Below are 14,339 nucleotides of genomic sequence, written 5' to 3' on the forward strand. Positions count from 1 at the left end.
TGCTGACATACTGTATCTCTCTTCTTGTGATTCATGGTTCTGCCGCACATGGCATACACCACAAATCTTGTCTATGATCTCTGCACATCTCTGAGGGAGACGTGACTATTGAATGGATCTTGGTGCACTCTTTATGGACGCAGCCCGCTATACGAAGGGCACCTTCTGGGGGCGGGGGAAGAACACCCTCAAGTTGCTTGTCAGTGTGGTCATCTTCCCTCTTTTTTTTGGGTATCTTGTTCAGGTGCTGCGCGGAGAGGACCCGGCACCGCCGGTGCGGTGGTCTTTCAAGATGTTTCTTGACGGGATCAAGGTGTGCCTGATCTGGTTCCTCTATACTGTCCCTGTGCTCGTGGCATTTGTGGCCCTCGTCGGTTCTGTAGTGGTTCTTTATGTGACAGACGGCGTCAGCGCGATCGAGCCGCACCTGACCGAGATCATCGGGGGGGTGCTGATCGTCTGTGTGCTCTACATCCTGACAGGCCTGTTTGTGAACCTTGCAACGATCAAGTTTGCCCGCGAGCAGAGATTGTTTGCGGCATTCTCATTTGGAGAGATCTGGAGGTGCATCGGCCGCATCGGGCTCTGGCAGTATGTCGCCGCCGTGATCCTTCTCGCCGCCTTTGTGAACACAGTCATCGGCCTTGTCCTGCTCGTCCCAAACGACGTGGTGGCGTTTGCCCTCTTTGCGCTGGCCATGGTTCCGCTGTCGATCTTCCAGGCCAGGTATTTTGCCAGGATCTATGACCTGGCGATGGGGTGAACACACTCCAATTGCCAGATGTCAAGGTATATTAACAGTGGCCGCGAACACGATTTGTAACGCTGTACATGAATCGAAGCCGGTTTTTCCTCTGTATCGCTCTCATTGCCGCCGTGGAGGTCATCGTCTTCACGCTCGCCCTGAGCGCGGGCTATGACGCTGTTGCGGAACTCTCGTTCTATATCGCCCTGCTCCTGGTCTTTGTCTGCAGGCAGCGGGTGAAGGGAGTGATCTGGGACGAACGGTTGAGCCGGGTCGAGGAGCAGGTGGCCGAGAAGACCTTGAAGATCGCGCTCTTCCTGATGATCTTCTTCGGACTGGGATTTTTCGTCTCAGGGGCGCTCCTCGATCTTGAGAGGGCGATGAATGACGGGATGTTCCTCCTTGAACTCTCAGGTGGGATCATCCTCCTGTACCTGGTCCTCTGGATCATCGCGATTAAGCCGTTCTGGGATGAAGGGGACGATGAATAATAAACTCAAGGTCTACCGAGCACTGCACGACCTCACTCAGGAGCAGCTGGCAGTGGCGCTGGGAGTGACCAGGCAGACGATCATCGCCATCGAGAAGAAAAAATATGATCCTTCCCTTGATCTTGCTTTTAAGATCGCCCGCTATTTTAATGTGACAATCGAGGAGATCTTCTCGCCTGACAAAGATCAGTGACCTCACCCGCGGCCGGGAATCGTCTGCTGCTCGCGCCGTGGACTCTGTGCTCGAAGATCAGAGTTTTTCTCGACGACACGAAGAACGTCTCTGTAGATCTCCTCCCCTATTCATGGTGTGAACATGACTCCTCCTTCTCATTCACGCATACATGATGAACATGATCGTGGGTCTCCAGAGGGTGTGGGCCAGTTTTTCCCCTTGAGCGCGGGACTCCATGAGGGGATCACCACCCGCCTGCCGCCCCCGCCTCTCCTCGTTGTGGGGGGTCCGGGGGGGTGCAACCCCCAGCGCGAGATGACAGGGATGACTCTACGATCTGGGGCGGCACGAATGATCATCACGCCTTCCCCCACGCTCTCGCCTGGGGCGCGGCGCCCCGGACCCCCGAGACGGCGAGAGGAGGGGGAAGGCAGATCGCCGATCATGCTGAAGGCGCCTCTCTCATCTTCAACGAGATCAGGATGGTTCAAATTCTCATACAAACCTGGAGAGATAATCGTCAGGATCATCTTCATGGTAAACCCTCAGTTCTTTTGGTTCGAGTATGATTCAACCGCCCTCCCCCCTCGTCTCGCCGGGGACGAGTGCTGCTCGGACCCCCGGGATGAAGATTGGGCAGGAAGGCATATTCGTAATCCCTGGAGAGGGAGTGTCCTCCTCGACCCATCATGGTGTGGGGGGGGGCGGGGGACGGCCGTGAGCGCCCCCCGTCAGAGAGAGTCATCCAGAAGATTTCTACAGAGCCAGAATTCCTGGATATGCTTTAGATCTCAAGTCTCAGGTGGTGGCGTGCCATCCCCCGCGAGAGGCGCCAGGTCCGGCAAAGATATATCATGGCCCAGGTGCACTTCCCGCCGAGGGGGAGAGATGGACGAGATCGCAGTGCTCATCGGAGGGAAAGCAGGCGAGGGGATCAATATCGCAGGGTCGGTGGTCATGCGGCTCATCGCGGGCTGCGGGCTGCGGGCCGCGATGTACTATGACTACCAGTCCCTGATCAAAGGAGGACACAACTTCGCCGTGATCAGGGGGGCGGCCGAACAGCCGTACTGCCACCGGGAAGGGCTCGACCTGGTCCTTGCCCTGGACCAGGAGACGGTCCGCCGCCACCATGGAAGGCTCCGTGCCGGCGGCCAGGTCATCTACGACACCGGGCGGGTGCAGGAGGGGGAGGGGACCGGCATTCCCCTTGACGAGATCGTGAAAGACGAGGGCGCCCCGGCGGTGACACGGAACATGGGGCTGATCGGGGGCTTCTGCAAGGCCTGCGCCATCCCGTGGGAGACGGTGGAGGCAGTGCTCAGTCGTGCGGTGCCAAAGGCGGTGGAAGCGAACCTCAGGGTGGCCGGGCGCGGCTACGAGGCGGCCGAGATGGTCAGGCCTCTCCCGGCCAGGGCGGCGGGGATAAGGGTGCTCCCGGCGATCAGCGGGAACGAGGCCATCGCCCTCGGTCTGGTGGAGGCCGGGCTCGAGGGATATATCGCCTACCCGATGACGCCCTCCTCAGGCATCCTCCACTTCCTGGCCGCACGGCAGGAGGAGTTCAGGACGAGCGTCGTCCACCCTGAAAACGAGATCGGGGTGATGCTGATGGCCCTGGGGGCGGCGTACGCCGGGCGGCGGGTGGCAGTCGGCACCTCGGGCGGGGGGTTCTGCCTGATGACCGAAGGGTTCTCCCTGGCCGGGATGGCCGAACTCCCGGTTTTGATCGTCCTCGCCCAGCGGCCCGGCCCGAGCACCGGCGTCCCGACCTATTCTGGCCAGGGCGACCTGCTCTTTGCGCTTTCGGCCGGGCAGGGTGAGTTCCCGCGCCCGGTCGTCGCCCCGGGCACGCTCGAAGAGGCCTGGTACTGGGCCGGGGCGCTCCTCGACCTTGCCTGGCGGTTCCAGACCCCGGCGGTCCTGCTCACCGACAAAAATCTCGGCGAGGGGATGTACACTTTCCACGGCGCACCAGAGAGGCCGCCTCTCCCGTCGGTCCGCTGGGATGGGGACGGCGGGTACCGGCGGTATGCTCCCGGTCCTGACGGCGTCTCGCCGCTCGCAAGTCCGGGGACGGCCGGCGCGGTCGTGAAGGTGAACTCGTACGCCCACGACGAGAGGGGGATCACCACCGAAGACCGGGCGACCGTCGCCAGGATGGCCGAGAAACGGAACGAGAAGGAGAAGGCGATGGCCGAGGTGCTCAGGAGTTACCCCTCGGTCATGACCGCCGGCGACCCCGCGGCCGGAACCGTCCTCCTCTGCTGGGGCTCGACCGCCGGGGTCTGCACCGAGGCAGCAAAAGACCTGGGGCTGCGGGTGGTCAGGCCGGTCGTCCTCTCGCCCTTCCCGGTCGAACAGTTCAGTGCGGCGATCGGGGGGGCCGAACAGGTCGTCGCCGTCGAGGAGAACCTGGACGGGCACCTTGCCAGACTGGTCAGGGCAGAGGGCTACCGGGTGAACGCCGTGATCGGGAAGTACGACGGGCGCCCCTTCTTCCTGGAAGATCTTGAGCGACAGTTGAAGGGGGTGGGGGCATGACCTGGATCACCGATGCCCAGAATACCTGGTGCCCTGGATGCGGCAACTTCACGGTGCAGCACGCCCTCAAGGACGTCTTTGCCGGTCTCGTCGCAGACGAGGGGCGGCGGCCAGAAGAGTTCGTGCTCGTCACAGGGATCGGGTGCCATGCCAAGATCGCCGACTACCTCGCGGTCAACAGTTTTTACGCCATCCATGGCCGGACCCTGCCGGTGGCGACCGGGATCACCCTGGCCAACCCGGACCTCACCGTGGTGGCCTGCGCCGGCGACGGTGACGCCTATGCCGAGGGGCTTGGCCATCTCGTCTTTGCCGCCAAGCGCAACACCGACATCACGGCCGTCGTCCACGACAACCGGGTCTACGGCCTCACCACCGGACAGTACACCCCGACCTCGTACACTGGGTTCAGGGGACGCTCGACCCCCAAAGGCGCGAAAGAACGCCCTTTCAACCCGGTCGAACTGGCCCTCGCCTCAGGAGCGACCTTTGTGGCCAGGGCTTACACCCGCCGCCTCGACCACCTCAGGGAGGTGCTGCGCCGGGCGGTCCTCCACCGGGGTTTCTCCTTTGTGGAGGTGCTCCAGATCTGCGCCACCTACAACAACCTCACCGCCTCCTACCACGACCAGGCCTACGAACTCGACGGCCACGACACCGCCGACCTGACCGCCGCGCTAGAGCGGGCACGTGAATGGGACTACTCGGATGGCGCCCCTATCGCCCTTGGCGTCTTCTACGAGGTCGAGCGGGAGCGCGAGGCCTGGCCGCCGATGGGACGGTTGCCAGACCACCGGCGCAGGGAGGTGATCAGGGGGGTGCTGGAGGAGAGGAGATAAGGGAGAGGGAGGGGGAAAGAGGTGACTTCCTTGATTTGGGGTCCACCGCCCTGCCGTCTCCAAACTGTAGCCACCGTAGGGGGTTCGGGGGCCGCTTCCAATCACATCTTCTGCTGTGCCGTCCCCTGCCAAACGTCCCAGAGCGGGGGTCCGGGGGAAACCCTGACCCCCATATCAAGAGGATAGAGGCAGACGGACCGTCCGTAGAAGAGAAAGGGACAATACCCCGCCACTACTCTGCCTCCCTCTTCAATCGCCACCCGGGCGGCAAGTCACAGAAAAAATGTGAGCGCTCTCCCATCACCCCCCCTGCCCGCCGTCACCGACCAAGACGATCCCTTTATTGCCGGGCATGTCCAGGAGACACCCGGTGAGAGCATGATATCGCACACAATACTTGAGGCGCTGAACCGCCAGATCAACCGTGAACTCTACTCGGCCTACCTGTACCTCTCGATGTCGGCCTGGTTCTCGGACCGCGGTCTCCCCGGTTTTGCGAACTGGATGCAGGTCCAGGTGAAGGAAGAACAGTTCCACGCGATGAAGTTCTACGACTATTGTATCGCACGGGGTGGACGGGCGACCATGCTCGCGATCGAGGCCCCGCCCAACGAGTGGGAGTCGCCGCTCGCGGTCTTCGAGGCCACCTATGCCCATGAACAGCGGGTGACCCAGATGATCCACGACCTCGTCGACCTCGCCATGAAGGAGAAGGACCATGCCACCACCAACTTCCTTCAGTGGTACGTGGACGAACAGGTCGAGGAAGAGGCCAACGACACCGAAATCATCGGGAAACTCCAGTTGATCGGGGACGAGACCAACGGCCTCTTCATGCTCGACAAAGAACTCGGCACCAGGGCCTTCACCCCGCCGGCACAGGGGACACCCTGATCTTTTTTCTTTTTGGGTCGTCGCAGACCAGAGACGATCTCAGAGGGATCTGCAGAGACCTTCACTTCCGATCACTCGGCCACGCCTCAGACCCTACAAGATGATCGAGAAATAGAGGGCGGCACGACTCTGTAGAAACAGGCATGAAGGTGGGGTTCAAGCATACGCGATGAAAATTGTTCTGAGCAGCGCTACAGAGTTTAAGAGGATCCTTCTCCTCGCGATTGGGCATCTGGGAGATCCGGTTTCATCGCCGCCCCCTGCATATCTTCATCGTGGGGGGGTCCGGGGGGTGCAACCCCCCGGCGTGAGACGGCAGTGAAGGTTCTGCGATTGGGGGCGGCACCCATGATCATCACACCGTCCCATACCCTCGTGCCGGGGGGCGAATGCCGCCCAGACCCCTGGGATGAAGATTGGGCCGGGAAGCCGTAATCAATGATCTTGAAAAGGAAATTGCCATCCTCCACCTATCGCTCGCGCGGGGGGTCCAGGGAACGGCAAGCCCCCCGTCGAAGAGATCATCAAGAGGATTTCTACAGAGCCGAAATTATCTCAACTCCCTCTGGTCGACCCCCCATACCTCCCACACCAGGATAATAGAGAGGACAGCAATTCCTTTTTTTATAACTCTTTGAGCGAGCCTTCCCCCTATCTTCATCCGGGTCGGGGGCAGAGTCCCAGGTGAGTATGATGGGTGAGGCAGACACGTCACACTCACACCAGGAGTTGATGAAGAATTCTACACAGCCAGAACATCGGCATTTGAGATAATTATTGTATTAAATATATTAATTCAATAAAATCTAAGATGCAGGCGCAGATTAGTGAGATAACTATATATTTGGGGATGACAAGATCCCAATCTAAGGGAGGTGACAGCAGCCTGACAACCACCAGTCCGGAAAATCTGCACCGCCAGCCTGAACCCTGCACGGGCGGCAGGGAGGCACAATCGATCACCCATCCAGCCGGGGCATCCGGCCCTGCATACCGTTCTTCTCTCCTCGGCCCGCCGGACACGCGACACTTTTGAACACCAAAAGTCTCTTCGAAATAAAAAAACCGCTCAAAAGAGCGGATGCTCGCATGCTGAATACCAGATCTGGAGGGAAATAGATGAACGCACTTTATACAAAAATGGTAGACGAAGCCATGGCGGCCCAGCGCGCCGACGTGGCGACGATCAAAGAGAAGCGAGGGACGAAGTACACCGTCCCGGACGGGAAGGCCTACCTTGATGCGGTCACGCAGATGGGGGTCGCCGAAGGACAGAGCAAGGAGGTGATCGACCTCCATGTGGAGTCGGTCAAGGCCCATTACGGGCGCCTCTCCGCCCTCACCAACTATGTCAGGCCAGAGGACGACCCCTTTGTCGAGCACTACCAGACGCCCCCGGTGCTTGAGATCCTCTGCGAGGAAGACCCGGGCTTTAAGAAGAGCCTGGAAGCCTTCATCGAGGGGATCGGGAAGGCCGAGGCCATCATCGGGCGCGAGTCGGCCCGCCGGTACGCCGGGTTCTACGGCCCGACCTGCGTCGTGGACTTCGCCCTCATCCCGGGCAGCACCTCGAACGTCGTCAACCAGATCCTCAGGACCGTCGATATCCCGACCCCCCACAAACAGGCGATCCTCGCGGCAAAGTCATGGGGGATGAACACCAGTTACGGCGTCGGCGAGGTCTTTGCCAACGCGCTGGAGGCCGGCGACACCCTGACCGACGCCACCAGAAAGGAGGTTGAGCAGCTCCAGGCGATCTACGACCACCCGGTCGATGCCCAGGTCGACCTGATGGAAAAGGCCGGGATGACATCCTTCGACCCGAAGAAGTACATGGAAGGGTACAAACAGGACATCAGACCCTTCGTGAAGGCTGCGATCGACGCCGGGGTCCACTACGGCAACATCGTCACCGTCCCGGCCTACTGTGTCGGCGACATCTCCCACCACATCGCCCAGTCCACCTACAACATGTGCAAGGACGACGTGGTCATGGCGGTGATCGAGGCGGTGACCGACGTCATGGAAAAAAGCCTGCGTGCCTCCCTCGACAAGGTCAGGAGCGAGTCCCAGGTCCTCTCCCTGGCCACTGGATCATCGGCGGCGGCGACCGAGTACATCCTCGAACTCGACGGCTTCAACGCTCCCGTCGTCGTCGACCTCCTCACCAAACGCTTTCACAACTATGTCCAGCTCTACCCGACCCGCGGGGCGGCCGCGGAGTTGCACAACTGCGACTTCATGGACATGATCTGGCGGGGATGGCGGCTTCTCGACTCGGCCAGGCGCAAACGCAACGGTGGCGGCGACAAACTCGTCCCGCTCGCCGCCGGCTACCCTGTCGACCTCTCGCCCATCCACGAGAACGAGGTGTTGATGATCCCGCAGCGCTACGCCTACCCGGCCTCGGCGATCACGGTGCGTTTCTCGGCCCTGATGCGCCTTGCCGACTATCCTTGCCTGCTGACCAGCGAACCGGTGACGGCGACGATGATGACCAATGTCATCGCCCTCCACCCCGAGCAGATCGCCGCCCCGGTCCGGGCCTGCAAGGACTGTGCCTCGGCCTCGATGGTCGACTTCAGGCACGAATACTGCCAGTGGAGAGAGGCGGTCTGAACCGATTCGCGGTCAGGTGAGGCAATCATGAAATGCTATGTCTGCGCCCAGGAGGGCAAGGATACTGAGGCCGCAGGGATCTGCATCGTCTGCGGGATGGGCCTCTGCACCGGGCACATGGTGCGGGAGGACGTCGACCTCTGGGAAGGGGGATATCCCTTCCCTGCACAGAAACTCGAGAAGAAACTCCCCAGGATCCTCTGTCCGGAGTGCGCGGCGGCGTTGAAGGAGTGACGATCCATGGCATCACTCGCAAAGCGGAGTGTCGCCGAACTGGTCGGGACCTTCATCCTGGTCTTCTTCGGGGCCGGGGCGGCGGCGGTCACCCTGATGCTCGCCCACGGGGCCGCGGCGCCGAACGAGTTCAACGTCGGGATCGGCGCCCTCGGCGGTCTGGGCGACTGGCTTGCCATCGGTCTGGCCTTCGGGATCGCCATCGCGGCGGCGATCTACGCCTTCGGCCGGGTCTCGGGGGCGCACATCAACCCGGCGGTGACCATCGCCCTCTGGGCCATCGGGAAGTTCCCGGCAAGAGACAGCGTCGCCTATATCGTCGCCCAGTTCGTCGGGGCCGGCATCGCCAGTCTGGCCTTCTTCGCCTGCGCCGGTATGGACGCCGTGACTATCGGCGGGCTCGGTGCCACGACGCCCTTCCCCGGCATCTCGATAGGACAGGCGGTCCTGGTCGAGGCGATCGGCACTTTCCTCCTGATGCTCGCCATCATGGGAGTGGCCGTGGACAAAAAGGCCCCGACGGGATTTGCCGGTCTGGTCATCGGGCTGACCGTCGCCGGGATCATCACGACGACCGGGAACATCGCCGGGTCGTCGCTCAACCCGGCCCGTACCTTCGGGCCGTACTTCGGCGACTGGCTCATCGGCGGCACCAACCTCTGGGGGTTCTTCCCCATCTACGTCATCGGACCCATCCTCGGGGCGGTCGTCGCGGCGTTCCTGTATCAGTGGGTCGCTGCGGAGGACTGAAAGACGAGGCCCAGGAACGTCGGCCATGACATGAGCAGACTATCTCATACATCTCATATGCGCGTCACCCAGGAGAGAGAGAGGGGGCGGAGAAGGGTCGCGCTCTCCTCTCCCTATAGGGAGGGCACAGGGGGGGGGACACGCACCAGCACCACCGTCCCTCCCCCTCTTTTCTTTGAGATCTCTGAGTTCAGTCTCTCCTCGTGCAGGCTGAATGGTCCGGCAGGGGGAGGGTCTGACCGGCGTGCCTTCCTCGCACGATTCCCCACACGATCGCATCTGGGGCTTAAGGAAATGTTTGATCCCCGACTTTGTAGAATAACTTCTGAAGCGAACGCATTCCCCACGTATATGGGATGAATATTTCTTTTCGCGTGCTTTCTCTCTCTTTTCAAGACTGAAGAACCGGTGGAGGCCGTGTGCGATTCACCGCCTTCCTATACGCCTGCGCTGGGGGCGCCTCCCCCAGACCCCCGGGATGACGAGAGGATCGGGAAGGCAGAGAACAGAACCATAAAAACGGGACGCAATCCTTCACCACTCTTCATCCGCGGGGGGTCGGGGAGCGGTCAGCCCGGGGGTGGAGGAGAGAGTTTAGAATTTCTCGAAAGATGCGTTTCGGTTTGAGGAGATGGTCACCTCCAGAGAGTTTTGGGATATGCTCTATGAAAATATCCCGAATGCCGGGCCTCTTGATTTACATGACGATTTGAACTCACGAAATCTCATTGAGACCAGTACGCAGAGAATAGAAATTCCTCCAGAAGGATCAGCCCTCTGCCTTCCCGTGCCTATCTTCATCCCTGGGGTCCGGGCGGCACTCACCCCCGGCGCGAGTGACGGGGGAAGGCACGCATGGATGACCATAACGAGGGTTCTGCCGTCCCCGTCCTATCGTGACGCGGATCCCGGGGCCGTGCTGCCCCCCCGCAGAGATGGCCACCGTGAGGATTTCTACAGAGCCCAAAGCCAAAAAAAACCCTCTATTATCTGCCAGCCCCTCAGTGGACGCCCCCGCCCATGTTCAGCCCGACGACGCCGGCGACGATGAGGAGAATCGATGCGGCCTTGAAGAAGGTGAACGATTCCTTGAAGACGAGGATCCCGACCACCGCGACGAGGGCGGTGCCGAGCCCCGCCCAGACGGCGTAGGTGACACCGACGTCCAGATCCTTCAGGACAAGGGAGAGGAGCCAGAACGAGGCGGCATACCCTACCACCACCCCCAGCGACGGCAGGGGTTGGGTGAACCCGTCGGAGAGTTTGAGGCAGGTGGTGGCGCAGACCTCGATCCCGATCGCACCGAGAAGGATGAATAAGGCGTTCATGCAGATCCCTGGTGTGCGGCACCGCGATATAAGATGGATGCAACAGGCAGGGTTGCAAACAGTCATCTTCTCCGGGTTCCAGGGAATGGTGATGACCGACGATCCGGTAGCATGCCTGAAGGCGATCGGGTGGAACGAGTACGAGGCGCGGACCTACGTCGCCCTCATCGGCATGGGCGAGGGTACGGCCAGGATGATCTCAGAACTGAGCGGCGTCCCGCGGGGAAAAATCTATCACGTCCTGAACGCACTGGTCAGAAAAGGCTACCTCGACGTCCAGCACGGCACCCCAACGCGGTACGCGGCCGTCGCGCCGGAAGAAGTCCTCGGTGCCATCAGGGACGATTTCAACCGGAACCTCAACCAGGCCGTCGACGCCCTGAAGAGGATCGGCTCCGAGTACCCGCACCGGTCCCTGATCTGGTCCCTCCACTCCGAGTGGGCGATCAAAAACCGGGTCAGGCAGATGATCGGCCATGCCGAGCACGAGATCATCGTCCTCTCCGCATACCCGGAATATCTCCGCCAGTTCACGAGCGTCCTCAAAGAAGCAGCGAAACGCTGTGACCTCTCCGTCATCGTGGACGACCGGCGGAAATTCACCGGCATGAGGCTCCCCATCCATGAGGTCCCGGAGGCGCACCAGAAGATCATCGAGAATTATGTCACAGACTACACCGCAGACGAATTCACCGTCAAGGGCGACCTTACCCTCGTCATCGACCGACAGGAGTGGATCTCGGTGATGCGGATCAGGGAGCGACGCGAGGCGGTCACCAGCACAACCCCGGCCATGGTCAGGTTGCTCATGGGCGAGGTCATCGAGATGTTGAACGCAGAAGAAGAGAGATGAGAAAACATGGACACCGGCCCTGTTGGGGTGCTCTGGAGAATCATCTTGACGGTTCTCTTCGCCGGGGGGCAGGGCGCCCCCCGAACCCCCCACACGGAGATAGGTGGCGGATTGCAACCCCCTCTTCATGGCCATCTCTCCGCCTTCCCGTCCCAATCGCAATCCCGGGGGTCCGGGGGCAGCGCCCCCGGCATGGTGGTGTGGGAAGGCGTGATGATCAGACGTGTCGCCCCCCATCACAGGATCCTCACCGCCATCTCGCGCCGGGGGTTTCACCCCCGGACCCCCACGGACGAAGATAGGTTGGGGCGGCGATGGAATAGGATCCACACCTATTCTCTTCTCTTGAAAAGAGAGAGAGAGAGAGCACGTGACGAGAAATTTTCATCCCGTATGCTTGAGCCAGAGGTTCATGCAAAATTACCATGAAATAATCCAGACGATCATCTCTTCAGGTTTACATGAGAGTTTGAACTCGCCATATCCATTTGATGCCGATACGCAGAGGATAGAAAATTCTTCAGATGAATCGGCCGCCCTCAATCGTCGAGATTTCCTTGCCATCTCGCGCCGGCGGGAAACCCCCCGGACCCCCCACGACGAAGATAGGTGGGCGCGGCCATGGAACACGATCTCCGCCGATTCTCCTCTCTTGAAAAAGAGCGATCAAGCAACGAGAAATTTTCATCACGTATGCCTGAGCCCAAAGCGTATGCTCAATTCTACAGAGTCCAAAAAAATGAAAGCCTCTCCACACCCCGGCCACCATCTTTTTTCCTGAAGCAACTGATAGACAGGGTACTATGACAGCCAGGGTCTACTTTGCAGAGGCCGGGATCGGCCCGCGGCGTGAGAACACCCTCGACAAGATCAGGCGGCTCTTCGACGCCGCGGGGATCGCCTCGTGCATCGGCGACGGCGACCTGACGGCGATCAAACTCCACTTCGGGGAGTGGGGCAATGACACCCATATCAGCCCGGTCTGGGTGCGGGAGGTGGTCGACCGGGTGCGATCGGCCGGGGGCAACCCCTTCCTCACCGACACCAACACCCTGTACTCGGGGATGCGGGAGAACACCGTCGACCACCTCACCACCGCCCTCCGCCACGGGTTCGGGTATGAGGTGACCGGGGCGCCGCTGGTCATCGCCGACGGTCTCAGGTCAGGGAACTGGCGGGAGGTCGAGATCAGGAAGAACTATTTCGAGCAGGTGAAGATCGCCGGCGACATCCTGGACGCCGAGAGCATGGTCGTCCTCTCCCATGTGAAGGGGCATGGGATGGCAGGGTTCGGGGGGGCGATCAAGAACCTCGCGATGGGGTGCGCCCCGGCCGCCGGGAAGATGGCGCAGCACCAGGGGCTCTGCCCGGTCGTGGACGAGGACGCCTGCGAGGGGTGCTGGGCCTGCGTCAATGCCTGCCCGAAGGGCGCCCTCGAAGCGGGGGACGAGACGGTGGAGGTGGTCTCGACCCGGTGCATCGGGTGCGGCGAGTGCATGACCGTCTGCCCGACCGGAGCGCTCGACTTTGACTGGGAAAACGGGCTGGTGCCCTTCATGGAGATGATGACCGAGTACGCCCTCGGCGCCGTGCAGGAGAAGGAGGGGAAGGTCGGCTACCTCAACTTCCTCGTGGACATCACCCCTGACTGCGACTGCTGCCCATGGAGCGACTCGCGGATCGTTCCCGACATCGGGATCCTGGCCTCCACCGACCCGGTCGCCATCGATGCCGCAAGTTTCGACCTGGTCAATGCGAGGCCAGGGATCAGGGAAAGCCGCCTTCTCGGCAACTATGCACCAGGCGAGGACAAGTTCAAGGGCGTCGCCCCGTACACCGACGGGATGTGCCAGGTGCGCTACGGCGAAGAGATCGGTCTTGGCACTGCCGACTATGAACTCATCACCATCTGAAGGGCCAGACTTCGCCACCCTCAGGGAGGAGGAGGCCGGGCTTGCGGCGGCGGCCGCCGGGATCTCTGGAACGCCAGGGGTGACCGCCCTCGCCTACTTCGTCCTCAGGGCCGGGCCTGGAGAAGGGGCGGCGGTGGCAGGCGAGGTCGTCGGGCTCTCCAGGTACCGCCCTGCACAGGCGACTGAGGCCGACGCCCTCCTCACGATCGTCCTGGAGTGTCCGAGATGTCCGCCCATCCTGGTCAGGGAGGAGCGAACGATCAGGAAGGGGACCGGGTGTGCGGCGGTGGCGTTCAGGGTGCGCGACCTCCCCGCCTTCACCAGGGCATGTGCGGCCGCGGCGATCCCTCACCGCCAGGCCGGTGCCGGGACCGTCGAGGCCGGGCGCCCTGCCCTCACCGGAGTGCGTTATCTCTTCACCACCGACGGCACCCCTGACCCCGAAGGACGGGAGGTCCCCCTCTCGCTCCATGTCCCTGACCGCCCCTACCTCGCGGCCGCCAGGTGCCCCGACCACCTGGCCATCCGCCTCGACCCCCGCGACCGGGCGGCGGCGGTGCTCGAGTGCCTCCACCTCACCGGCGGGGTCTATGAGGGTTCGGAGTATGTCGGCCGTTTCCGCTCGGTCAACAGCGTGGTGCGGGTGAAAGAGGCAGACTTTGCCCTCAACTTTGTTTCAGGGACCACACCCGGCGCGACCGACCCCTTCCTCGCCCGTTTCGGCCCCGGCGTCCACCACCTGGCCCTTGCGACCCACGGCGTCGCGGGCGTCGCGGCCGGGATGGAAGAGGACGGCATCGGGTTCGCCCTCCCGCTCTCTGGATCGCCGGCCGCCGGCGTCAGGCAGATGATGGCCGCGAGGTCAGGACTGACCGGGCTGATCGTCGAGTATATCGAACGCTTCGACGATTTTACAGGCTACTTCGATCCCGGCGCCATCGTGCGGCTCTGACC

13 protein-coding genes are annotated in these 14,339 nt (G+C 61.7%); 12 read left to right on the forward strand and 1 reads right to left on the reverse strand.

Annotated elements, in window-relative coordinates; all coding sequences use genetic code 11:
• The first annotated feature begins 112 nt into the window (after nt 1–112).
• The 9 genes from J2129_RS06850 to J2129_RS06890 all read left to right on the forward strand — a co-directional run bounded on the left by J2129_RS06850 (nt 113) and on the right by J2129_RS06890 (nt 9,291).
• Complete coding sequence (locus J2129_RS06850) at nt 113–763, forward strand: DUF4013 domain-containing protein (protein WP_209630154.1); 651 nt, start codon at nt 113–115, stop codon at nt 761–763.
• A 68-nt stretch (nt 764–831) separates the two neighbouring features.
• The gene (locus J2129_RS06855) at nt 832–1,236 is read left to right on the forward strand and encodes a DUF2178 domain-containing protein (protein WP_209630155.1); all 405 of its coding nucleotides are present in this window, start codon (nt 832–834) and stop codon (nt 1,234–1,236) included.
• Nucleotides 1,229–1,429: a helix-turn-helix transcriptional regulator gene (locus J2129_RS06860; RefSeq protein ID WP_209630156.1), complete on the forward strand. Its 201-nt coding sequence runs from the start codon at nt 1,229–1,231 to the stop codon at nt 1,427–1,429. The genes J2129_RS06855 and J2129_RS06860 overlap by 8 nt, the downstream gene beginning before the upstream one ends.
• An 870-nt stretch (nt 1,430–2,299) precedes the next feature.
• On the forward strand, nt 2,300–3,955 hold the full coding sequence (locus J2129_RS06865) for a 2-oxoacid:acceptor oxidoreductase subunit alpha (RefSeq protein ID WP_209630157.1): 1,656 nt from the start codon (nt 2,300–2,302) through the stop codon (nt 3,953–3,955).
• Nucleotides 3,952–4,794, forward strand: a complete 843-nt coding sequence (locus tag J2129_RS06870) for a thiamine pyrophosphate-dependent enzyme (protein WP_209630158.1) — start codon at nt 3,952–3,954, stop codon at nt 4,792–4,794. Before J2129_RS06865 ends, J2129_RS06870 begins: the two co-directional genes overlap by 4 nt.
• Nucleotides 4,795–5,172: 378 nt before the next feature.
• Nucleotides 5,173–5,688, forward strand: a complete 516-nt coding sequence (locus J2129_RS06875; RefSeq protein WP_209630159.1) for a ferritin — start codon at nt 5,173–5,175, stop codon at nt 5,686–5,688.
• Between the two features lie 1,119 nt (nt 5,689–6,807).
• Nucleotides 6,808–8,307: a DUF2193 domain-containing protein gene (locus J2129_RS06880; protein WP_209630160.1), complete on the forward strand. Its 1,500-nt coding sequence runs from the start codon at nt 6,808–6,810 to the stop codon at nt 8,305–8,307.
• Nucleotides 8,308–8,334: 27 nt separating this feature from the next.
• A complete protein-coding gene (locus J2129_RS06885; protein WP_209630161.1) occupies nt 8,335–8,541 on the forward strand; it encodes a DUF2180 family protein in 207 nt (68 codons plus the stop codon).
• A gap of 6 nt (nt 8,542–8,547) precedes the next feature.
• Nucleotides 8,548–9,291 carry an MIP/aquaporin family protein gene (locus J2129_RS06890; protein WP_209630162.1) on the forward strand — a complete coding sequence of 248 codons (744 nt, stop codon included), beginning with the start codon at nt 8,548–8,550 and terminating at the stop codon, nt 9,289–9,291.
• A 1,001-nt stretch (nt 9,292–10,292) separates the two neighbouring features.
• Here J2129_RS06890 and J2129_RS06895 read toward each other — a convergent pair.
• A complete protein-coding gene (locus tag J2129_RS06895; protein WP_209630163.1) occupies nt 10,293–10,619 on the reverse strand; it encodes a multidrug efflux SMR transporter in 327 nt (108 codons plus the stop codon).
• Between the two features lie 37 nt (nt 10,620–10,656).
• Here J2129_RS06895 and J2129_RS06900 point away from each other — a divergent pair, with 37 nt between their 5' ends.
• The 3 genes from J2129_RS06900 (at nt 10,657) to J2129_RS06910 (ending at nt 14,337) form a co-directional block, all read left to right on the forward strand.
• Nucleotides 10,657–11,472, forward strand: a complete 816-nt coding sequence (locus J2129_RS06900) for a helix-turn-helix domain-containing protein (RefSeq protein ID WP_209630164.1) — start codon at nt 10,657–10,659, stop codon at nt 11,470–11,472.
• Nucleotides 11,473–12,275: 803 nt separating this feature from the next.
• Nucleotides 12,276–13,385 carry a DUF362 domain-containing protein gene (locus tag J2129_RS06905; protein WP_209630165.1) on the forward strand — a complete coding sequence of 370 codons (1,110 nt, stop codon included), beginning with the start codon at nt 12,276–12,278 and terminating at the stop codon, nt 13,383–13,385.
• Complete coding sequence (locus J2129_RS06910; protein ID WP_209630166.1) at nt 13,366–14,337, forward strand: hypothetical protein; 972 nt, start codon at nt 13,366–13,368, stop codon at nt 14,335–14,337. The genes J2129_RS06905 and J2129_RS06910 overlap by 20 nt, the downstream gene beginning before the upstream one ends.
• Nucleotides 14,338–14,339 lie beyond the last annotated feature (2 nt).

This window comes from Methanofollis sp. W23 (assembly GCF_017875325.1).
Lineage (GTDB): Archaea > Halobacteriota > Methanomicrobia > Methanomicrobiales > Methanofollaceae > Methanofollis.